General features: G+C 65.3%; 19 protein-coding genes. 14 read left to right on the top strand and 5 right to left on the bottom strand.

Going from position 1 to position 22,551, the window contains the following annotated elements; genetic code table 11:
- Positions 1–2: 2 nt before the first annotated feature.
- The 3 genes from ACFWF2_RS15925 to ACFWF2_RS15915 form a co-directional block, all read right to left on the bottom strand.
- A complete protein-coding gene (locus ACFWF2_RS15925; protein WP_379308180.1) occupies positions 3–428 on the bottom strand; it encodes a DUF4351 domain-containing protein in 426 nt (141 codons plus the stop codon).
- On the bottom strand, positions 413–685 hold the full coding sequence (locus tag ACFWF2_RS15920) for an Rpn family recombination-promoting nuclease/putative transposase (RefSeq protein WP_379308179.1): 273 nt from the start codon (positions 683–685) through the stop codon (positions 413–415). The genes ACFWF2_RS15925 and ACFWF2_RS15920 overlap by 16 nt, the downstream gene beginning before the upstream one ends.
- Positions 686–971: 286 nt before the next feature.
- Entirely contained in the window at positions 972–2,078 is a 1,107-nt protein-coding gene (locus ACFWF2_RS15915; RefSeq protein WP_379308178.1) for an RNA-guided endonuclease InsQ/TnpB family protein, read from the bottom strand.
- A 90-nt stretch (positions 2,079–2,168) separates the two neighbouring features.
- On the opposite strand from ACFWF2_RS15915, the gene ACFWF2_RS15910 reads away from it, so the two are divergent.
- The 14 genes from ACFWF2_RS15910 to ACFWF2_RS15845 all read left to right on the top strand — a co-directional run bounded on the left by ACFWF2_RS15910 (position 2,169) and on the right by ACFWF2_RS15845 (position 17,315).
- A complete protein-coding gene (locus ACFWF2_RS15910) occupies positions 2,169–2,669 on the top strand; it encodes a YbaB/EbfC family nucleoid-associated protein (protein WP_379308177.1) in 501 nt (166 codons plus the stop codon).
- The gene (locus tag ACFWF2_RS15905; protein WP_379308176.1) at positions 2,666–2,986 is read left to right on the top strand and encodes a WXG100 family type VII secretion target; all 321 of its coding nucleotides are present in this window, start codon (positions 2,666–2,668) and stop codon (positions 2,984–2,986) included. The genes ACFWF2_RS15910 and ACFWF2_RS15905 overlap by 4 nt, the downstream gene beginning before the upstream one ends.
- Positions 2,987–9,436, top strand: coding sequence for a toxin glutamine deamidase domain-containing protein (locus ACFWF2_RS15900; RefSeq protein ID WP_379308175.1), 6,450 nt, complete (start codon positions 2,987–2,989; stop codon positions 9,434–9,436). It abuts the gene before it with no gap.
- A gap of 30 nt (positions 9,437–9,466) precedes the next feature.
- Entirely contained in the window at positions 9,467–9,955 is a 489-nt protein-coding gene (locus ACFWF2_RS15895; RefSeq protein WP_379308184.1) for an SMI1/KNR4 family protein, read from the top strand.
- A 201-nt stretch (positions 9,956–10,156) separates the two neighbouring features.
- Positions 10,157–10,549: a hypothetical protein gene (locus ACFWF2_RS15890; protein ID WP_379308174.1), complete on the top strand. Its 393-nt coding sequence runs from the start codon at positions 10,157–10,159 to the stop codon at positions 10,547–10,549.
- A gap of 199 nt (positions 10,550–10,748) precedes the next feature.
- Positions 10,749–11,840: a hypothetical protein gene (locus ACFWF2_RS15885; RefSeq protein ID WP_379308173.1), complete on the top strand. Its 1,092-nt coding sequence runs from the start codon at positions 10,749–10,751 to the stop codon at positions 11,838–11,840.
- A gap of 58 nt (positions 11,841–11,898) precedes the next feature.
- Positions 11,899–13,056 (top strand): hypothetical protein, encoded by a 1,158-nt coding sequence (locus tag ACFWF2_RS15880; protein WP_379308172.1) that lies wholly within the window; start codon positions 11,899–11,901, stop codon positions 13,054–13,056.
- Positions 13,057–13,245: 189 nt separating this feature from the next.
- A complete protein-coding gene (locus ACFWF2_RS15875) occupies positions 13,246–13,803 on the top strand; it encodes a DUF3558 domain-containing protein (RefSeq protein ID WP_379308171.1) in 558 nt (185 codons plus the stop codon).
- A gap of 17 nt (positions 13,804–13,820) precedes the next feature.
- Positions 13,821–14,195, top strand: coding sequence for a hypothetical protein (locus ACFWF2_RS15870; protein ID WP_379308170.1), 375 nt, complete (start codon positions 13,821–13,823; stop codon positions 14,193–14,195).
- Complete coding sequence (locus ACFWF2_RS15865) at positions 14,195–15,556, top strand: hypothetical protein (protein ID WP_379308169.1); 1,362 nt, start codon at positions 14,195–14,197, stop codon at positions 15,554–15,556. The genes ACFWF2_RS15870 and ACFWF2_RS15865 overlap by 1 nt, the downstream gene beginning before the upstream one ends.
- A gap of 32 nt (positions 15,557–15,588) precedes the next feature.
- Positions 15,589–16,368, top strand: coding sequence for an ESX secretion-associated protein EspG (locus ACFWF2_RS15860; RefSeq protein WP_379308168.1), 780 nt, complete (start codon positions 15,589–15,591; stop codon positions 16,366–16,368).
- Entirely contained in the window at positions 16,368–16,601 is a 234-nt protein-coding gene (locus ACFWF2_RS15855; RefSeq protein ID WP_379308167.1) for a hypothetical protein, read from the top strand. The genes ACFWF2_RS15860 and ACFWF2_RS15855 overlap by 1 nt, the downstream gene beginning before the upstream one ends.
- Positions 16,602–16,662: 61 nt before the next feature.
- The gene (locus tag ACFWF2_RS15850) at positions 16,663–16,926 is read left to right on the top strand and encodes a hypothetical protein (RefSeq protein ID WP_379036365.1); all 264 of its coding nucleotides are present in this window, start codon (positions 16,663–16,665) and stop codon (positions 16,924–16,926) included.
- Positions 16,923–17,315: a type II toxin-antitoxin system VapC family toxin gene (locus ACFWF2_RS15845; RefSeq protein WP_379308166.1), complete on the top strand. Its 393-nt coding sequence runs from the start codon at positions 16,923–16,925 to the stop codon at positions 17,313–17,315. Before ACFWF2_RS15850 ends, ACFWF2_RS15845 begins: the two co-directional genes overlap by 4 nt.
- Positions 17,316–17,335: 20 nt before the next feature.
- Here ACFWF2_RS15845 and ACFWF2_RS15840 read toward each other — a convergent pair whose 3' ends face one another.
- The gene (locus ACFWF2_RS15840; protein WP_379308165.1) at positions 17,336–17,668 is read right to left on the bottom strand and encodes a VOC family protein; all 333 of its coding nucleotides are present in this window, start codon (positions 17,666–17,668) and stop codon (positions 17,336–17,338) included.
- Positions 17,669–17,796: 128 nt separating this feature from the next.
- Positions 17,797–22,533: an amino acid adenylation domain-containing protein gene (locus ACFWF2_RS15835; protein ID WP_379308164.1), complete on the bottom strand. Its 4,737-nt coding sequence runs from the start codon at positions 22,531–22,533 to the stop codon at positions 17,797–17,799.
- Between the last annotated feature and the right edge of the window lie 18 nt (positions 22,534–22,551).

Genomic DNA, 22,551 nt, shown 5'->3' with positions numbered 1-22,551 from the left:
AGCTAGGGTGCGAAGACCTCGTCGAGGGTCGTGGCCGTCAGGATCCGATCAGTCCACAACTCCAGCTGCGCAATACTCGCCGACCGGACAGTATCGGCCACCTCCGCGGAAGGGATGCCGAACTTCCTGGTGAGCTGACGAATCAACACCTTCGCCTCACCTTCGACGCGCCCTTCGACCCGACCTTCGGCACGCAGTCGATCAGCACCCGTCATCAAAGCCTCCTTCCCTCGCGGCCCCAAACGCTCAGCCAATGGTTGCAGATCCGCAACGCAAGTATCCCCCACGGCCAACGCATACGCCATGACCAGGTACAACACCCCCGCACCACCCGGCTGATCCGCCACCGCTTTCAATTGCGGTTCCAACTGCGACATGACCGTGTCGAGCTTCTTATGGGTCGGTGCCGCTTTCAACAACACCAACATGATCTCTGGTGCTCGATCAACACGAACACGTATGCGGGGCTACCAGCCAGGTCGACCCGGTACAGGATGTCGGTGAAGCGGGACTGCAGCTCCGCCGAGACCAGACTGCCCGATTGAGCTCGCAGGGTGGCCCAGTCCAATTCGTCGACCAGCGCTGCGGGCACGACAGTGCGCAGCTCGCTGACCGCGTTCGCCCGGTCTGACATGACCTCACGAAAGTATTTGTCGTGCGGGGTATTCGGAGCGCCATCCGCCATGGCGAGCAAGATACGCCCACCCCGCGGAGGAGTTGCCGGGCGGTCGCTGTGGCCGGAGCCGTTTCGGCATGTGAGGTTTCGAGGTGGCGATGATCTACATCACACCGTGCAACCTGGGCCCGGGTTGGCGCGTCCAATCTTGAGAGACGTGCTTCCCCCTTACTTCTTCTGATCGGATCGAGGGTTCTTGACTCCTCCCCGCCCTGAAGGGCGGGGATACCTGCTTCACCATCAGCTGCCAGAAAGGAGAACTCCTTTGCGGACTTACACCGACTCCACAGGCGTTTCACCTCTCTGCCAGCCCGGCAGCGAGGATATTGCGGGCCGCGTTCACATCCCGGTCATGGACCGCCCCACAGCGGCATGTCCACTCCCGAATGTTCAGCGACAGCTTGTCGTGCAGGGCACCGCAATGCGAACACACCCTGGTCGACGGATACCAGCGATCCACCACCAGCACCTCGCGGCCGTACCAGTCGGCCTTGTACTCGAGCATGGCGCGCAACTGCCGCCAGCTCGCGTCCGAGATCGCTCGGGCGAGAGCGTGGTTCGCGACCATGTTGCGCACCGTCAAGTCCTCGATCGCGACCGCTTGGTTCTCGCGGATCAGCCTCGTGGACAGTTTGTGCAAGAAATCGGTACGCCGGTCGAAGATCCGCGCATGGATGCGGGACACCTTCCGCCGGGCCTTCTCCCGGTTGTTCGACCCCTTCACTTTGCGGGCCAAGTCGCGTTGCGCCTTCGCCAACTTGCACCGGTCGGCGCGCTCGTGGCGCGGATTGGTGATCTTCTCCCCAGTGGACAGCGCGGCCAGCGAGTTGAGGCCGACATCCACGCCCACGGTATTCGTCGTGGACGGCAGCGCGATGATCATTTCTTCGACGAGCAGGGACACGAACCACCGACCGGCACTGTCGCGCGACACCGTCACGGTCGATGGCACCACGCCGTCGGGCAGCGCCCGCGACCAGCGAATGTCGAGTGGCTCGGTCATCTTCGCCAGGGTGAGTTGCCCGTCGCGCCATCGGAATCCGGACCGGGTGTACTCGGCCGAGGCGCGCGAGCGCTTGCGGGACTTGAACCGAGGGTAACGAGCACGCTTGGCGAAGAACGCCGCGAACGCCGCTTGCTGATGCCGCAACGTCTGCTGCAACGGCACCGACGACACTTCGTTGAGGAACCCGAGATCCTCGGATTTCTTCCACCCGGTCAGTTCGGCGGAAGCCAGCACATACGTCGTGGACTTCGACTCCGTGGCATACCGCCGCTGGCGGGCGTCGAGGGCTTTGTTCCAGACCAGGCGCACGCACCCGAACGTGCGCGACAGCTCCGCCGCTTGCTCGGGCGAGGGGTAGCAGCGGAACTTGTACGCTCGCTTCACCACCTTTGCCATGTCTCACACAATACCCAATCGATATGTGAGGAAGGAGGATGGCGCTTCCTCCCGGCCCTGAAAGACCTGGGTTTCCGCGCCAACCACCCGATGAACGACTGGTCGGCGCCGACGCGGGCTGCCAACGACACTTTGCGGGCGCAGGTCGACTCGCTGCTGGACTCGTTCACGGCCGAGAAGTCGGCACTGCTCGACGCGCAGTCGCGGGCAACCGAGCCGGTGAGCGTGTGGTCGGCGGACAATCTGGTGCGTGTTTCCGGCACGATCGCCGGGGTCTCGGAGGTGCACATCGCGCCGGAGGCCTTCAAACGCGCCACCCCGGAGTCGCTGGGCCGATCGGTCACCGAGGCCATCGCGAGCATGGCGGCCGAGGCCGCGCGCGTGCAGGAGCAGGCACTGGCGCCGCTGACCTCGGGTATGCCCGACCTGCCCGACCTTATTCCGGGCGCTCCCAGCATGAAAGACCTGATCGCCCAGCTCTCCCCGCCTCCGCCTCCTGAGCCGGAACCGGTCGCAGAACCGCGCCGCCTCGTCGAGGACACCGACGACGAAGAAGGCGAATACTTCCGCAACCGCGGATACCTGCGATGAGCTCGCTGAACGTCGACCCCGCCGCGCTGCGCGGGACCCAGCCGTCGTTCACCACGGTCGCGGACACGATCACCACCGGCGTTCAGGCGCTGGCAGCGGTGATCGCGGCCGAGGGAGAGTGCTGGGGCAACGACGAGATCGGCCAGGCCTTCGCCAAGAACTACACGCCCGGTGTGGAATCGGGTCAGAAGGCCGTCACCGGATTGGCCACCGCGATGACCCAGACCGGCCAGAACATGGTCACCATCGCCGACGCGCTGCAGAACCAGGACACCACGGGCGCAGGTGGCATCAACGCGGCGGCGAGCACGCTGTAAATGGGCATCGAGATCCCCGACGAGCTGCAGTGGGTCGCGAAATACATTCTCGGCGCGGGCGATTGGCCAGAGGGTGACGAAACGGCGATGCGCCGGGTCGCCGACGGCTGGACCGCCATGGCCCAGACCCTCAACACCGTCGACGACAACGCCACTGTCGCGTTCAACGCCGCGCTGACCGCACTGTCGGAAGGCGAAACCCACACCACGATCACCGTCTTGCGCGACAAACTCCTCGCAGGCGACGCGGCAGCCTTCACCGCCGTGCGCAAGTGGTGCGAGAAGCAGGCAGAGCTCCTCGACGACGGCGCCAACGACATCGAGCACACCAAGCTCGTGATCATCGGGACGATGATCATCACGGCGGTGGAACTACTCGCCGCAGGTCTGACCGCGTGGACTGGCATCGGCGCCGCCGCCGGTGTCGCCGCCCGAGTTGCCGCGCAGGTGGCGGTGCGGGTCGCGATCAGACAGCTGATCGCCCGCATGCTAACCCGTGGCGCGGCGAAGGCTGCCGCCCGGCTGGCCCTGCGCGGCGCCGCCTTCGAAGCACTCGAAGAGGGCGGCACCGACCTGTCCGCCCGCCTGATCCAGGTCTCCAACGGCGACCGCTCATGGCAGAAGTTCGGCCTGACCGACCTGGGCCTGGCCACCTTCGGCGGCGCCGTCGGCGGCGCGGTCGGCGGCGTCCTCGGCGGCGGCACCAATGTCCTCGCCGATGGACTGTCCTCCACGGCAGGCAAACTCGCGGGCAAAGTGGTCGGCGGATCCGTCACCGAACTAGGCGCGGACGTGTCCGCCCAGGTCGCCGCCGCAGGAGTCGGCGCGGCCTTCCTCGGCCAGGAATTCAACCTCGACATCGGCCTCGACACCTTCACCAGTGCGGGCGCCGGCGGTATCCAGAGCACGCTCGAATCCGGTGCCAACGGTGGAAACGCCACGGCTCCAACAGTTCCCGAGTTAGGGACGGAGGCCCCCGCCCCCACCACACCCGCATCGACCGACGCACCGTCCGGCGACCAGCCGCCGACCGGAACCGACAACGGCACCCCCGACACTCCCGCCGCCCCGAGCAACGGCGAACCGACCACCCCCGCGTCAACGGGCGACCCGAGTTCACCCACCGACGGAGCAACCTCGCCCCAGAACACCGCGACCGGAGATCCCGCCCCCGCGAGCCCGAATGACAACGGCGCGAACGGAACTCCCTCGCCTACCGATGCTCCGCCTGCGAGCCCGAACAGCGACAGCGCTCCGGATGACGGGAACCCCTCGCCGACGCCGAACCCGGACACCAACGGGTCACTGGCTACCCCGAACACCGGCGACGCCACCCCATCCAGCCCGAACGGCAACCCCGACACCGGGAATTCCACGCCATCCAGCCCGGAAAACAACGGGCCGACCCAAACCCCGGCGCCCGCAGATACTTCCTCGCCAAGCCCGACCACTCCCGTCACACCATCGCCTGTCGACACCACCCCGACCAACGGCACTCCGCCCGTCGGCGACACCACCCCCACCAACCCCACTCCCTCCACCGGCGACACCACACCGCCGTCCAACCCGACGAATGGCGCGACACCCGATACGCCCACCCCAGGCGACACCACACCGTCACCCACCAACAACCCACTGGACCTGCCCGCACAGAGCCCGGCGACCAACCCTGATCCAGCGAATACCCCTCCCGCGCAACAGACTCCGACCTCAACCACACCGAACGGCGTCACCCAACCAGAGTCGGCCCCCACCACGACCCCGGCGACACCACAGACACCGTCCGTCACTCCCACGACACCGGCAACGCCACCTGTCACCACGACACCGGACACCCAACCGGCCACATCAACCACACCCGGCCTCAGCCCCACCACAACTCCGTCGAACCCCGCGACCACCCAAACCGCGCCCCCAGACACCACCAGGCCGACTTCCCCCGAAACGTCGACCGCTGCCGCCACCACCGCAACGCCGACATCGCAAACCGGAACTCCCACGCCCGCAACCACTCCAACGACGCCACCCACCACGCCGACCCCACCGATCACCCAGAGTCCGACCGCCACCTCCGCACCGTCGTCACCCAGGTCGAACACGCTTACACCGACCTCCAGCGCCCCGATACCTCCCCGGTCCACCCCGACGACGCCCGCGTCCCAGCCGAACACCCCCGCAACCGCACCGAACCCGCCCGGCACACCGACATCGACGCCGACCAACCAGCAGGATCTCGGCACCAGCCCCACACCGCCACACTCCCAGAACCCCAACCAGACATTCGGCCCCAACCCCACACCCACGGCCGGTCCCAACACGCACAACCCCACAAACCCGCCACCCCACAACCAGGCCCGCGCACTCCGCGAATCCCTGCGCGACCTGCCATCCCAAGACGGCCGCACCACCGCGGTAGACGCCAACCGAAGCCCCTTCACCCAGCGCCCACCCGCCTACCGGATCCGCCGCTTCCACCTCGGCGGCAACCAGTGGGTCGCCGTAGCCACCATCCGCGCCCACATCCCCAACGCGCACCTGCTGTCACCCGCCGAGCTGCAACAGGCGATGGAGAGCATTCAGGCGACCGTCGACGCCACCTTCAACAACGGCAGCCGCCTGCTCAGCAGTGGTGACCGCTTCCTGGTCGACGTCGAATTCGCCACCGACCCCGCGGCGGCCGACACGACCTTGAATCCCAACCAGCCGCAGAACACGATCGCGAACACGCTGCGCGATCACATCGGCTTGTTCCCCGCCCCGCCGGGACAGTCGCTGAGCCCGAACGACATGCGCGAGATCAGCAATGACATCGCCCGCGCGAATACCCCGACCCGACTCAGCGATCCAGCGGACAGCAGAGTGGTCGACCACCGTCGACTCGCGGATATCGAGAACGCCGCCTTCCAGCAGAGAGTCGAAGATTCGCTCCGCTCGGGAAACGGTTTCGTCCGCGGCGCGGATCCACGGACCCACCCATACGGGCAATCGGTCAACGACGGTGGACGCAACGTCCCGGGCCGCGGCAACAACTGCCTGGACTGCTCGCTCGCCGCCTTGTCGTCGTTCTTCGGGCTTCCCAGAGTTTCCGCACCCCGGTGGCCCGATCTGCAGCCGAACGGTCAGCCGGACAACATGTCAGGCGAGTGGGGCGGGCGGGAACGTGCCGCAGCCTGGTTGGGCTCGAACTTCGGGTCATACGCTGGGATGCCGCTGCCTGACCAGTACCAGGCTCTGCACAACTACATAGCAAGCTTGGGCCCTGGCTCGGCAGCCATCGTCGGAACCATGTGGCACGCCCGCGACGCGAACGGCAACAAGCTCTACAACCAGGACGGCTCACCGGTTCTCCGCGGCGGCCATGCCACAGTGATCGTGTTCCCACCGGGAGCCGCGGGCCCGGTGTGGTGGGACCCGCAATCCGGCGAAACCTTCAATGCACCACCAGCTTCGCTGACCGACAACGCGGCGACCATGGAATGCATACCCCTCGACGCGAACGGAGAACCGCCCCATGCCGGAACCAGTACCCACCAGGGAACAGGCCAGACATTTGCTGGCCCAAGTTTTCGGACCGAACCAGGAGTACAGCATCCTGGAGGGCAAACACGGCTGGGTATGCCAGCAGATGGTGACCCCGGAGGAACAGGCCCAGTGGGGAATGGGCCTGGGCAACTACGTGATCAACAAACATACGGGAGTGATCACGGCACACTCGAGCATGGCGATGCCGGTGATCGCGGCGGAATTCGACCAGACAACGGAAGCGGGCCTGCCACCACAGGGCTACCAGGTGTTTCCGAAACAGCGACGGATACACCTGACCAGGATCTCCGAGGACCCGAACACGATCGTGTACCGGGTACACCTGACCTTCCTGGAAACACCGAACGACCCGGGGATCACCCAGGAAGTCGAGATCACCAAGAATCCGATCCGGCACCGTCCGACGGACCGGGTCTCGGCGGTCGCGACGTCATGGGCGTCGATGCAGAGCCGGACAACGGGGATTTGGCCCGAGGAGGGGACGATCGAGGAGTAGCCGACTCGTCGCTTCTGCCCCCGAGTGACCAGACTGTTACCAACAGTATTGACCACTCGGCAGATTCGTCGCCGATCACACCGGTCTCGTCACCGGCCACCGGAATACCCACCTCCCAGTTCGCCGCTCCGGTCAACGAACCACAAACTGAACTGGCTGCGAACGGAAAACAACCGTCGCCCGGATCATCTCGAGATCTAGGTGCCATACCAACTACACATCCGGATGGTCCAAGCTCGTCGCCTACCCAGTCGACGACTGCGCCGTCGGCGCCTGTTTCCTCGCCGCAGACCTCGATGTTGGGCAGTCCGCAACCGGCTATCACCGATCCAGACGTCACCAGGCAGTTCGCCCCTGGGCACCTCGCACCATTGGAGAACGAGTCTTACCAGCAGTTTCTGGAAAACGCGCTGCGAGACGGCGAGTCCTTCACTGTCGGAGCCGATCCCCGCACCCACCCCTACGGCCAGTACGTGAACGACGGCGGCACCGACGTGACGGGTCGCGACAACAACTGCCTCGACTGTGCATTGTCCGCTATCTCCTCGTTCTTCGGAATTCCTCGCATTTCCGTCCCCCGCTGGCTGGACACCCTCCCTGACGGCACCCCCGACCCCGATGGCGAGGTGGACGGCGACCTACGTGCCTCCGAGTGGCTCGGCCGCGACTGGGAGGAGTTCTCCGGTCTTCCGATCAGCCACCAGTACAGCTCGCTGCATGACCTGATCAACAATCTCGGGCCGGGCTCGGCCGCGTTGGTCGGCACGTTCTGGCATGCCCGCGACGAAGCTGGCAATCTACGCTACGAGGACGACGGTTCTCCCGTTATCGAATCCGGCCATGCGACAGTCATCGTCTACCCACCCGGCGCGGACGGACCGGTGTGGTGGGACCCGCAAACTGGCGAAACATCGGACACCCCGCCCAGCTACCTGGTCGACGGGGCGGCCGAGATGATATTCATCCCGATCGACGCGAACGGAGGGCCGACGAATGCCGGAGCCGGTACGAACGCTGGAACAGGCCAAACAATTGCTGGCCCAGCTCCTCGGCCAGGACAAGACGTTGTCGATGATGGAGAGCCTGCACGGCTGGGTGGGTCGACCGATAGCTCCCCCGGGCACGAGAATGATGGGCACCGCAGCGCACGTGGTCGACAAGAGGACGGGCGTGATCACACGTCACCCGAGTCTGCCGCTACAAACGATCGCGAACCGATACGATCAAGCGATTTCGAACGGAGCCGCGCCTCCGGGACAGAAAGTCTTCCCGCCGGAACACCGAATCAAGCTCCGGCGGATCAGCGAGGACCCGGCAACGGTCCGGTACGAGATCAGAGTAACGTCCCTCGACCAGCCGAGCAGCCCCGAAGCAATGCACCAACTCCGAATAGCCAAGAATCCGACCAGCTTCCAACCCACCGACAGCCTGTCGGCGACAGCAGTCGGCTGGCTGCTGAGCCAGGTCCGGACGACGGGAGCCTGGCCGATGGAGGGGACGTTCGACCGGTAGACCACAGTCACGCCACAGCGGCGACTCACGCGGGCGCCACGCAGGCAGAGGCCGGCCCGACGCGTGCCGAGGCTACTGCAAGCCAACGCACTCGCGAGGTCGAGCAGATCCGAAACGAAGGTCACCCAGCTACCGCCGAACCTGCCTCCCACAGCAGTAATGATCGTGTCGAAGCAACTCAGGCTCCCGCTGGCGAGGTGGACGACCGATATGACAGGGATCCGAGGTTCTCGCACCACCCAGGCGACATCCCCGAAACGCCGACGAGCAGCATTCCATCGCACGGACGCGAACGCTCTGACAATCATGTGCCAGGTGAAGGTGAAGTCCCCGGCAAACCCGCCGGCACCAGCTCAGAAAGCGCTTCGGATGACCTTGCACGTGAGCCCAGTTTCAATCTGGTCGATCCTACTGCAGCCGAAGTATCCGATCTCGTCGAACTGCAGCGGCAGGCAAGACGTGCCGCCAACGTCGGATGGAGGACTATGGGCGGTGCGCTAGATTTCACTATCGGAGACCAAGCTGGAACTTTCACCGGATTCAGCGGAACCTCCGACGTGTCCAGAAATGCACCCGCTGGCACGCCACTCCCGCCGATTGCTCCGCCATCACAACGGAATTCGATCGTTCCCGACCTCAGTGAAGATGAAATCCGAAGGAACGACGCAGAAAATAACATGCTCGAACACCTCTATTCGCAGATCAGGGAGCAGTACCCTCTGGACGAAAATAATCAGAATCACACCCCAGGTCGAGTAAGACTCTTCTCCGAACAAGAACCCTGTCAGTCGTGCAATCCTACGATCCGCGAATTTCAGCGAATGTATCCAAATATCGAAATAGAGGTATACTACGCCCTGCCATATCCACCGGTACGCCGCGACCGATTGACTCTGTAGCGCACACGAAGGGAGTACTAATTGAACTACATGCAGGATATTGTGAAACCGTTGACGGAAGCCGGAATTGTCGACCCGAAAACCATCAAGGGATGCACCCAGCAAGAGGTTGCCACCCTAATGGATGCCCAGCACGTATCCCGCCTACCGGAGCGGTATCGTGAATTTCTACTGTTCGGCGGGCGTGATCCCTACTGGCTCAATCGAGGCGGTGAGTGGGATTACGATTGGCTGCTCGAAGCAAAGGAAATCGCCCGTGAGATCGTGGTCGACGATTACCACGAAGACTTCACCCCATTTGCGAATACCTTTATATTTCAAACCCACCAGGGATACATGTTTCACTTCTTCCGCAGCGAGGATCTCGAAGAACCTAATCCGCACTTTTGGATTTATACGGCAAATAGACCACTGAGGCAAAGCACTAGGGACTTCACCGGGTGGATAAATACCCTCGCCCAAGAACTCCCCGAAGCCATCGAATTGAGAAAACGAATGCATGGCCGGGCCAACGGATGATGAACTGCGGATCTTGACGTCAGTTCGATCCAAAGCTGACGATCCGCAAGGCCGGGCTATTCGGCCACTGTCGCGGACGGGACGAAAGACCTGATGCAGCGCGGGCAGCCGGTGACAACTCCTCCTGGATGGTGGACTATTCGCTTTCGTTGAGCTTCACCCATGAAGAGGAATTTGATCGTTCATCACCAGGAGTCAGCAATGACACTGATCGCTCAACTCTTCGACGGTATCGACGGCAATGGCATACCGATCACAACATCTAGGCAGACGATAACCGACCCTACGACGAAAGAGAGCATTCTCTCGTTCCTTCGCGGAGGGGCACTCATCCGAGCCTCCAACGGTAAATCAATTGATCAGATCGACCCAAGCAGCGGAAATAAGGTTCCTCGAGTCTTCAGAACAGATAGCGTGTGGATTTGGACCGCAGCAGCACGCTATTATCTGGAGGAGTATGGGATAGCGCCGGAGCAGAGATTCTTGGACCACATCGTGGCGTGCAACTATCAGGCGGCGACACCCGGTCCTGAGGCTCGGGAGCGTGCCGTGCAGACACCTGCCGACCGTCGCCCTAGCCGCTCCGAGGACTGAGCCCCCTTCATCTTGCTTGATGTGGGTTCACGAGACCTGTTGCTACACAGAGCACTCCAGCTGCTCACCTCCAGTGGTCACTACCGGCCTGAGCGCGGACACACTTTGCAGGCGGTCGAACATCTACGTAGGCTTGGGATCCCCGCTCAGCGCGACCCAGGTTGAGTTAGAAGCGCCGCGATGAGGAGGGGTTAGGGACATGGACTACTGGACCGGGATCGTTCAACGGATCTTCTACCGCATCCAGTTCGAACCGCAATTGGACCAGGCTCTCGTTGCCCGGATTACCACGGCGCTGTTGGTCGAACCCATCGAGCACCTGACCGCGGCCGACGAATACAGCTCGCTCGCCGACGGCCTCCGCAACCAGGCACCGCTGCCGACCCTCGTTCGGATGCGCCACCCCGAAGCCGCACTACGACACTTCCTGGCGCAAGTTGTCGAAGCCATGGATTCGATGCGTCCCTGGCCAACACCGCCCTACACTCCGCTGCCCGCCGACTACCTGGGCGAATTCCGGAATGCCCGACCGATCGCCAGGCTCGCGCTCACGGTCAACGAGGTCGAGGGACGCCTTGCTCGCAGTTTCAATCACGACAGTGAGGATGGCCCGTTCCTGCTGCTGAGATTGAGTTCCGGAACGATCATCGGACTCTTCTCGCCATATTGGGAAGGGAGCCATGACGTCATCGTCTATGCCGCTGACTCCGATCGCGACCCAGACGAAGTCGTCCGAGAACTGACCGATACCGGAAGAGTTGAACCAGGGAGGATTTTCCGCCTGGATGAACTCGGGATCGAGCCGAGCGCAACCCGTTATGAGACGACACCGCTGCTCCCGTCTTTCCGCGGAGAGCACCTCCCCGAAAATTCCGTTTGGGATGGGAAGCAGGTTCAATATCTCAACGATGCAGCTCGGCAAGATTTCCGGCTGCACAGCTACGGCGGCCTGCTGCAGGACCACAGGGGCACACCGTTCGATACCTCTTCGGCGCACACACTCTGGACTCCGCAGGGCGGACGAGCGATATTCATCATGGATCACAACGGATACCTCTACTCCGCACCTATCCATCTCCTGGGCGAGTTTCACCATTCAAGCCTGTCCGCGGGAGCGCCTGTAGCGGGAGCCGGGGAAATACAGGCGGAAGCCGGGCGAGTGCTCCTCGTGAGCGATCAGAGCAGTCACTACCGACCGGCGCGGAAATATACACACCAAGTGGTCGACAGCCTCCGGCGGCAAGGAATAAGGATCGAAGATAGCCAGGTCGAGTACCACTCTGCCGAATGACGACCCGGATGACGTGATTGTGCGGGACAACCATTTCAGCCGGATGAAGGCGAGTGACATGAGCTACTGGCGGCCTGTCGTGAATGCGATTTTGTACTCGGTGCAGTTCGAGAAGGAACTCGACGACCAGGTTGTCGACCGGGTCGCGCACTCACTGGTAACCGAACCGCTCGCTACACTCACCCCGGATGAGGAGTATCAGGCGCTCTTCGAGGGCCTCCTGACGAGGGCACCCCTTCCAGCGCTCGTGCAGATGCCGCAGAAGCCGGCCGAACTGCGGGAATTCTTGAGCCGAGTAGCCGCACGCATGAACAGTATGCGGCCGTGGCCAACGCTGCCGTTTCTTCGCCTGCCCGAAGAAAGCGGGCCATTATTCAAGAATGCCACACCTGTCGCCCGCATCTCCGCCTCGGTCGACTATGTCCAGGCCCGAATATCCCGTGGATTCTACTGGGGAACCGAATACGGAATCTTCCTTCCCTTGAAGCTGAGGTCCGGGAGAATTATCGGCATGTTCACGCCGTACTGGGACAATAGCGACGACATCGTTCTCGTTACTGCGGCACAAGATCCCGACCCGAATGCCGTGATCGATGAGCTGCTGTCCGTCACGCGAATCGACCCCGGAAGGGTTGCCCGGCTGACCGCCGACGGCCCCGGTGAATCAGTTGCCGAAAATGGCACGTCGGACAGTGTGCCACCGACTTCCGAGGAAGAGGTGACTGCCTATCTTCAGCGGGTGTTGGGGACGCAGAAGGCGTTCGATGTTCGGGAGTCGGAAGGGGTGTGGGTTTGTCAGGAGCGGCCGGATCCTGAGCTGGAGCGCCGCAGAGGTCAGGAGATCGCCGAGCGCGCATCGCGCGGGCTTCCGCCCGAACCCGGTGGCGGGTACTGGATTTACGGGATCGAGCTCGACCGGTCGTCGTGGGACGAGACCTATTTCGGGACCGGACAGATCCATCCGAAGCCGTGGCAGGTTCGGATCGATCTGGTTTCGGAGATCGGGCACGTGTTGATGTATCGAATCCAGGCTGTGTCGCGGGCGGATCCGCCTCGGGAGCCGATCGACCATCACGTCACCATCGACAAGGTCACCAAGAAGGTCGACTACCGCGCGGCTCCGCTGTCGCGGTTTCTGATCGATGCGGTGCGCCAGATTACCCATCCCCACTATCAGGGCGAACCCTGGTTGACCACGACGACATTCGATCTCTAGTGCCGACCCGGTTGGCCGGTGACTTGTAGGCACAGAGGACGGCTGCGAGGGTGGCCAGGCTGAGGATGATCTGCGCCCATGTCCGGCGATGGATCGTCCCGCGACCGATGGGGCGGAACCGATCGGGGGTGGGGTGCGTCTAAGTTTGGTAGTGGCGGGTGGCTGCCGTGTCGACCAGGTAGGAGTGCTGTGCGAAGCGTTGTGGTGATGCGGGCTGTGGTCTGCGGTGTGGTTTCGGTGGTGGCGCTGGTCGGGTGTGGGGAGTCGACCGAGGGGGTAGGGAGTCCTACGGCGTCCAAGGCGGCCGACGACATCTTCAATCCGTGTCGGGGAGCGTTGTCGGACGACGCGCTGCGGGGGGCCGGGCTCAACCCGGCGACAAAGCGGGTGACCACCGATCCACCAACCGGCGCTTCTTCCTGGCGAATCTGCAATTGGGCGCCGCTGGATGACCGAGCTGAGATCGGGAAACGCCGTGTGGCGATCCTCTCGACCAGCCACACGCTGGCCGAGACGCGCACAAAGGAAAGCGCTATCAACATCCGGGATACGACGGTCAACGCACGCCCGGGCTTGGTCTCGCAAGAGCGGAACGATCCCGACAGCTGCTACGTCTCGTTTGAAGCGGAGCAGGGCATGTTCGAGATCAAGGTGGGGTGGCTCAGCACGGAAGGCCCCCGCGTTGGGGACACATGCGAGATGGCCGCGACGTTCGCGGCGGCGCTCGAGCCGCAGCTACCGAAGTAGTCGAGGGGGAATCATCGATGACACAGGATCATGCCAGCTACTGGCGAAACATGAAGGCCCAGGCGATAAGCGGCGAATTCAAGATCGAGGAAGACCTCGGCCAATCCATCGCCAACGTTGTCAGCGAGTACATCACCGAACTCGAGCAACAGAAGTTCGAGGCGCTGACGCTCGAACGTCTGACCGGTTGGGGCGACCTACCTTCCGCGAATTCCATCCGTCAGAAGCTCGAAGGCAAAGCAGTCGCCAATGACTCGGCAGTCAAACGCTTGGACGAGCACATCGCGATCGCCCGCGACCAACGCGACACCTTCCTCGCCGCCATCGGCAAACTGCAAGGCGTCGACCAGCAGACCGCTGGCGCCCTGGGTGCGACGGGCGCTGGTATCTGATGGGGTTCTGGGACGGCGTCGGTAACTTCGGTGAGTTCGTGGGCCACGTGGGCACTCTCGGCATTTTCAAGGTCATGGACAACCACGACCGGGCCGACGAGTTCAGCCGCCTCGACCAGGATGGCCGGGAGAAGTGGGAGGGCGACCGGACCATCATCAGCAACGAGTGGTCGCGGTTGAGCGCCAACTCCGGTTTGACGATGGACGAAGCGGCGGTGAAAAACCCTGAGCCGTTCAGCACGTGGACCCACCAGCAAATCTGGCAAGCGCTCAACGGCCTGGACGGCGCTTCCGGTGTCAACGCGAAGGACGTGAATGCCGGCGCGGACGGCTGGCGACGGCTGACGACGGGAACCGAGACGGCGGTCAACAACTACCGGACCAGCTTCGAGCGGGTGCTGTCCGAGAAGTGGTCGGGGGCATCGGGTACTGCGGCGATCGACGCGGTGAAGAGTTACACCGCCGACGCGGCGAAACTGCCCACCGCGTTCCAGATGGTTGCGAACGGCATAGACCACATGGAAGGCCTCCTCGGACAGGCGAAGATCGCGATTCCGAAACCGGAGAACGTGTCTGATTTCGACGAGTTCATCAGCCACATTCCCGGCAACGGCGTGGTCAAGGCTGCGAAGCATCGCGCCACCGAGGCGCAGGAAGACGCCCGGCTCTTCATGATCGGCACGTACCAGCCCGGTTCGATCACCGTCGACAGTCAGACTCCGGTCCTGCCACAGCCCGTGAACAATCTCGGCGGCACCAATGACGACGGCAACGGTGGCGGCAACAACAACGGCGGCGGTGGGAACAACAACAACGGCGCCAACGGCAACGGCGGGACGCCCGGAACGACGAATCCCGCTGCCACCCAGGAGGATCCGAGCGCCACGACGCCGCAGACCACCGACTCCGGCGACGATCAGGACGACAGTTCCGACGACGACTCGACCGAACCCAGCAGCACCGATCCGACGGCGACCAACCCGGCCGCCACGACGCCTACCGGGACCGGCCAGCCGACGGGTGACAAGCCCGCCGGAACCGGTGGTGGTTCCCCTGGTTCCGGCTCCCCCGGCGGCGGGATCGCCGGGGGACCGACAGCACCCGGCGCGGGTCGCAGCGTGGCGGGTTCACCGGTCGGCGCGAACCCGGCGGCGGCGGGTGCCCGTGCGGCGGCGGGCGGTGCCGCGGGTGCGCGTGGCATGAGCGGGATGCCCGGCATGATGGGCGGCGGACGTGGCGCCAACGGCAAAGACGACGAGAACGAGCACACCACTCCCGATTACCTCATCCAGGATCGGGAGAGCGAGCTCATCGGGCAGCTGCCACCGACACTTCCGCCGGGTGGGGTGATCGGCGCGTGAACTGGAACCAAGCACTATCGGACGACGAAACGATGCAGCCCAGGCAAGTGCCCTTCGGCCGCTGGGTGCTCGACTCGCACGCGTTCGCCATCGGACTCGAAGCCCACGGCCGGGACCGGCTGCCCTACCCGCTGACCTTCCAGCCCGAGTTCGCGGAAACCATCGAGATCCACAATGAGCGTCGCCAGGCCGCCGGACAACGGCTGCAACAGGTCTACGACGAGGGTCTGCACAAGGTGTTCGGTGCGCTGCTCGAACCTCAGGTGCGCGTCGAGATCGAGGGCGTGTACGGGCCCGGTCAGACCGAGGTCGTGCGCGTGTTCGCAGGGATCATCGAAGACCATGCGGCACTGGCGGTTCAGGCTCCCGGCCCCACCCGTGAACAAGGCGGCGACCTGACCTTGAGCATCGTGCCGCTGGCCGACCTCGCCGCCGAGATCGTCACGAAACTCCCGTACGCCCAAGGCGGAACAACGACGCGCTTCCAGGGACGCCGCAGCGATCTCGAGGCCGCGACCTACGCCAGGCATCCCACCCGGCTGTCCCCGGTCGAACAGACACAGCGGTTCTTCCGCCGTCCCCGCATCAGCACCGGTGAGATCACCGTCTACCCCGGCTACCAGGTGGATTCGCGGCCGACCGCCGATGGCAAAGCATTCCTCTGGCTGGACTACCCGGACGACGGTCGTTATCTGATCCAGCACCACGACACCGACAACTTCACCGTCATCCCCGGCCCACCCGCCGAACTGACGCATCGGCTCGCCAAGCACATCGCGATGTTCACCGACCGGCTGTCCCGGACGACTTGATGGCCATCTACCTGGTCTTCCGGCTGCGTTCGGAGACCGAGGACGAGGCCGTCTACGAGTACGCCGGTGTGGATCATCGGTTCGACCAGGCGGTCATGATCCGGACCGCCGATTACGCGGTCAGCGTGCCGGACGGTGCGGTGGGCGGGCTCGCCGCGCGGGTCGCCGGAAAAGCGATCCATGCCCACCGGACCTCCGGGGCGTGGATCCGGTTCGGTTCGCAGCAGTCATAGGTCAGCTCGGTTCGGGCTGAACGAACCGACACGGATAACAATTAGTTTGTTAATATGGGTCATGGCATCATCCCCGCTCCCCGGCGAAGGCCCTGTACGCCCCGTCTCGGTCTCGCTCCACGAGGGCACCATCGCGGCACTGAAAGCTCGCACCGGCAAGCGCGGCATGTCCGCATACGTCGAAGCCCTGATCCAACGTCAGCTCGAACGCGATCGCCTTCGCGAACTCATCGAGGACGCTGAGGCCGAACACGGTCCGGTAGACCGCGCGGCGGTCGACGCCAAGCGCGCATTGCTGCGCGACGATGCAATCGGCGCTGCGTGAGCGGCAGCCTGGTTCTCGATTGCGAAGGACTGTCCCAGCTCGTTCAGCGCACGTCGACACTGACCGAATGGTTGGCGGCTGCCGAAGCGGAAGACAGTCGGGTTGTCGCGAGCACGGTCACCCTTGTCGAAGCCCGCAACCCGAAGACCCCACAGGCCCGGTTCGACTTTGCGGTCTCGCGGGTGAATCTCCTCCCACCGACTGAGGCGATCGCCCGCCACGCGAGCAAACTACTTGCTGCGCACGGACTGCACGGACACAAGTACGCGCTTGATGCAATCGTGGCGGCAACCGCGTTGTCAGCCTCCGGCCCCGTCGTGCTGCTGACCTCGGACCCCGAGGATCTGCGTGTACTCTGCGGGACCGGAGTTCGCGTCGTAAAGATCTGAACGACCAGATTGGCCAGCCGCTATTTTCCGCGTAAGCCGAAGGAGTTGCCGTCGGTGTCGGTGAGGACGCAGATGCGCACGTCGGGGGCGACGGTGCGGGGAGCTGATTGTTCGGTGGCACCTGCGGCGAGAAGGGCGGTGTGGGTGGCGTCGAGGTCGTCGACGTCGGTCATCGCTACCGGGCCTGCTGCGCCGTCGCCCTGGGGGTTGAGGCTGATCTCGAAGCCGTTGACGTTGTAACCGACGTAGTAGGGCTGGTCGGTGTGGGGTTCGCCGTAGAGGGCGGTGTAGATCTTCTTGGCGGATTCCAGGTCGGAGACCGGGATGACGACGGCGCCGATGGTGGGACTCATCTGGGGTTCCTTCCGAAAGACAGCGGGACTGCGTCGGGCGGAGATCGTTGATGTTCCGGAGACCAGGGTAGCCATCGGGAACGACGAACGCAGGCAGCCCGGGCCACCTGCGTTCGTCGGGGGTGGGTTCAGTTGCCGAGGGCGTCGGCGAGGGTGTCGATGGCCTCGGCCCAGAGTTCGGCGAAGCGTGCCGCTTGGACTTCGGTGAACAGGGCGGTGCTCCAGCGGAAGTTGGTGGTCAGGGCGGGGCCGGCGGGGGTGGTGCCGATGCCCGCGATGACGTCTACCGCGTAGCGGAGGGGGAGGTCGGGTTCGGGGTCGAGTGGGAGGGCTTCGTCGTGGGCGCCGACCAGGAGGGACCAGGGGTCGCCTTCGGTGCCCGCGAGGTCGATGCGGCCCAGGTAGTTGAACTCGACCTGGGGTTCGGCGGCGGCGCGCAGTTCGGGGACGCGGTCGACGTAGCGGAGGAGGCCGTAGTCGAGGCCCTGGTTGGGGATCTCGCGCAGGTGGGTCGAGACACTGGCGAGGAGCGAGCGGGCCGCGGTCGGATCCGCTTGGGCGCGAGCGACATCCACCGCGTGCTCGCCGACGCCGAGGCGGACGGGGAACACACTGGTGAACCAGCCGAGGGTGTTGGCGGTGTCGGTGCCGAGTTCGGCGTCGGCGCGGCCGTGGCCTTCCAGGGCGATCAATGCGCCTGCGGCTGGGTCGTTTCCGTTGCCCGCGTGGATCGAGACCATGGTCATGGTGAGGGCGGTGAGCAGGAATTCGCGGATGCCCTCGTCCTTGCCGACGCGGTTGAGGAGGCGTTCGGTCACGGCGACCGGAGTGGCCACCGAGCTGACGCGCAGGGTGGACCAGGTGTCGGTGGCCGGGGCGGGCACCCGGGCGCCGAGTGCGGCGTCGGGGTTACTGACCTGGGCGGCCCAATAGTCGCGCTGGGCGAGCACTTCCGGGTCGCTGGCGCGCTGCCACATGGCTTCCGACCACTGCCGGTAGGAGGTGAACTCGGGCAGCATCTTCGGGGCGACGCCCGCCTGGACCTGCTGCCACGCGGCGGCAAGGCCGTCGATCATGATGTGCCAGGAGACCACGTCGACCGCTAGATGGTGGATCGACAGCAGCAGCACATCGCCGTCACGGGCGACAACCTCCGCGTCGGCACCGGTGACGCCGGTGCCCGCGTCTGAACCAGTACCCGCGGCGGCGCCCGCAGCGCTGTCTCCGTTCACCGCCGAGGCAGGACCGAAGCCCCCACCGGCGAACCACACCGCACGAACCATCTCCCCCGCACGCGGATCGATGGCGTCGTTCGCGAGGCGCGCGAATTTCGTGATGGCCGAATCGAGTTCGGCACCGGTGAGCCCGGCCGGCGCTTCGATCACGACATCGGCGGCGTTCACCACACCCGGCGCCCGGGTGACCATGCGCGGCCCGTCGGGAGTGTCGGTGAGGACAGCGCGCAAGGTGTCGTGCGCGTCGAGAAGTGCCTGGAGCGTGGATTCCAGTCCGGCACGGTCGATTCCGGCGGGCAGGCGCAGCAGCGCGCTCTGGGTGAAGCGGCGGTAGTTACCGTACTCGTACATCCAGGAGACCACCGGCAGCGGCGGCACCACACCGTAGGCGTCGGCGCCGGACTGGGCGGCGACAGCGGGGCCGTCGTCCGCGGCGGCGGCGAGTTCGCGAATGGTGGGGCAGGCCAGCACCATTCGCGGGTTGAGCGCGATGCCGCGGCGGCGGGCCTTGTTGACCAGGGAGATCGCGACGATGCTGTCGACGCCGAGTTCGTAGAAGTCGGCGTCGACGCCGGGGGCGCGGCCGTCGAACAGCTCGGCGAAGACCTCGCTCAGCGCGATCTCGGTGGGGGTCTCGGCGGCGGCGTTGCCGTCGGCGGCCGAGAGGGTTTCCGTGGCGAGCTCGTGCAGCGCGTGGCCGTCGAGCTTGCCGTTGACGTTCACGGGGAGCTGATCGAGGACGACGATCCTGGCGGGAATCATGTACGCGGGCAAGCGCTGTGCGAGATCGGCGCGGACCCGGCTGACGACCACCGCGCGGCCCGTCTTGCCGACGACGAAGCCGACCAGCGACGCACCACCGGCGCGGCGCACCACGGTCACCGCGGCGGTGTCGATATCGGCGGAGCGGCGCAGCGCGGTCTCGATCTCGCCGACCTCGATGCGGTAGCCGCGCACCTTGACCTGCGCGTCGGCGCGTCCCAGGTAGCCGAAGCGGCCGCCGGGCAGCCTGCGGACGAGGTCGCCGGTGCGGTACATGCGCTCGCCGGGACGGTGCGGATCGGCGCAGAAACGGTCGGCGGTGATGGCGGGCTTGCCGAGGTAGCCGCGGGCCAGCTGCACACCGGACAGGTAGAGCTCGCCGACGATGCCGGGCGGCACCGGGCGCAGGCGCGAGTCGAGGACATACCCGGCCATGCCGCCGTTGGCGGTGCCGATGGTCGGGATCTCCGAGGTGGCGACCGGCGCGACCACGGCTTCGACGGTGGTCTCGGTGGGGCCGTAGCAGTTGTAGACCGCGGTACCGGGCAGGGCGCGCAGTCGCGCCCACAGTGCGGTGTCGATGGCCTCGCCGCCGAGGGCGAGCACCGGCAGCTCACGGTCGAGCAGGCCCGCCGCCGCGAGCTGCGCCAGCATCGACGGGGTGGTGTCGATCATGTCGATGCCGAATTCGGCCATGCCGGAGACGATTCGGTGCGCGTCACGCATCTCCTCGGCGTCGAACAGGTGCAGGGCCTGGCCTGCGAAGAAGCCGACCATCGGCTGCCAGGACGCGTCGAACCCGAGCGACCAGGCGTGCGCGATCCGCAGCGGGCGGCCGAGTTTCGCCATCGCGGGGCGGTAGAAGCGTTCGAGGTGGTCGGCGAAGTATCCGGCCAGTGCGGCGTTGGTGCCGACGACGCCCTTGGGTTCGCCGGTCGAGCCGGAGGTGAAGATGATGTAGGCGCTGTGCTCGAGTTCGCGGCGCACGGAGGGAGCCTCGGTGGGGCGGGTGGCGATCCGGTCGATTACAACCGGGTCGTCGATAACCAGTGCCTGTACGGATCGCTGGTCGGGCAACGCCGAGCCATTACCAGCGTTGCTCGAGGGCACAACCGCGTCGCCGAGCCGATCACCGGCGGCGGCCGAACCGAGGGTGACACCGTCAAGCAGTGCGTGATCCTTCTCGAGGACGACGGCGAGAGCCGGGTTCGACTGGAGCAGAATCGATTCGATGCGACCGGCCGGGAGCGTGATATCGACTGGCACATAGGCGGCGCCCGCGGCGAAGGTCGCCAGGATGGCGACGATCGATGCGGTTCCTCGCGGGAGCATCAGGGCGACAACGGTTTCCGGACCGACGCCGTGGGCGGCGAACTCCCCCGCCATCCGGCAGGCCTGATCGTACAGCTCGCGGTAGGTGAACACCTCGCCCGCGGTGGTGGTGAGCGCTACCGCGTCCGGCGTCGCGGTGGCCTGCTGCTCGAACAGTTCCCAGGGGGTCGCGGTCGGTGCGGGCGCGATATCGGTTGCCGCCGATCGCAGTTCGGCATGCTCGGCGGAGGTGAGCAGGTCGATCGCGTCGAGGGTGGCCTCGGCGTCGAGCTGCGGCAGGGTGCGCAGCACGGTGACCAGGCGCGCACCGAGATCGGCGGGGTCGAGGTGGCCGAGCAGGGCCGGGATCGCCTCGACGAGGACGAGCAGGTCGCCCTCGCTCAGGTGCGAGACCACGGTGAGTGGGTAGTGGGCGAGGCTTTCCATCTCGATCGGCCGGAACCGCGCGCCGTCGGGGGCGGTGACCGTCTGGATGGCGTCGTCGATCGGGGCGTTCTCGAAGACGAACAGGGTGTCGAACAGGGCGCCGTGCCCGGCCGCGCGCTGCAGGGTGGACAGGCTGAGGTAGCCGATGTCGCGCATCGCGGACGAATCACGCTGCAGGCGTGCACATTGCGCGACGACCGGCTCGGCGGGGTCGAGCCGGTGCACGACGGGCACGGTATTGATGAACAGGCCGACCATGCCCTCGACGCCGGCGAGCTTCTCGGGGCGGCCGGAGATGGTGGTGCCGTAGACGACGTCGCGCCGGTCGGTGATCCGGCCGAGCAGCAGCGTCCAGGCGAACTGGACGGCGGTATTGAGCGTCATGCCGTTGGCGCGCGCCCATCGCTGCAACTGCTCGGTCTCGGCGGCGGACAGGCGAAGTCGCGTGGTCTGCGGCACCGCGGAACCGCGATCGCCGGTCCCGTCGGCGAGTACCAAAGGCGCGCTGACCTGCTGGAGGTAGTCGGCCCAGCGGCGGGCGGCGGCGTCGTGGTCCTGGGCGCCGAGCCAGCCGATGTAGTCGCGGTAGGGGCGCGGGGCGGGCAGGCCGTCGAGGCTGCCGCCCGCGCGGTAGACGGCGAGGAGTTCGGTGAAGAACACCGCGACCGCCCAGCCGTCCATCAGGATGTGGTGGGCGGTGAGGATCATCCGCTTGCGCGGTGCGGGCGCGTCGGTGACGTTCAGCAGCAGCACCCGCAGCGCGGGGCCGCGGCTGAGCATGAAAGGCACCCGGCGCTCGGATTCGGCGATCGCGTCGAATTCCGTTGTCCGCGCGTCACGCTCGGCCCAGGGCAGTTCGGCACGGGACGGGATGATCTGCACCGGCTTGGGCACATCGGTGTCCCAGAACGCGGCGCGCAGATTCGGATGCCGGTCGAGCATCGCCTGACCGCTGCGCCGCAGCAGGTCGGTGTCGAGCGGGCCGTCGATATCGACCACGAATTGCATCGTGTACAGGTCGATCTCGGTCCCGGCCAGCCGCGACAGGGAGAACAGCCCCTCCTGCAGCGGGCTCAGCGCGAGTACGTCTTCGATCTGCGGCGCACTCATGCTGCGTCCTCTCCTAGC

It is taken from the genome of Nocardia sp. NPDC060259, assembly GCF_042728775.1.
Classification (GTDB): Bacteria; Actinomycetota; Actinomycetes; order Mycobacteriales; family Mycobacteriaceae; genus Nocardia.
The sequence above is the reverse complement of the archived record's forward strand: the minus strand, read 5'-3'. Positions and strand labels throughout refer to the sequence as shown.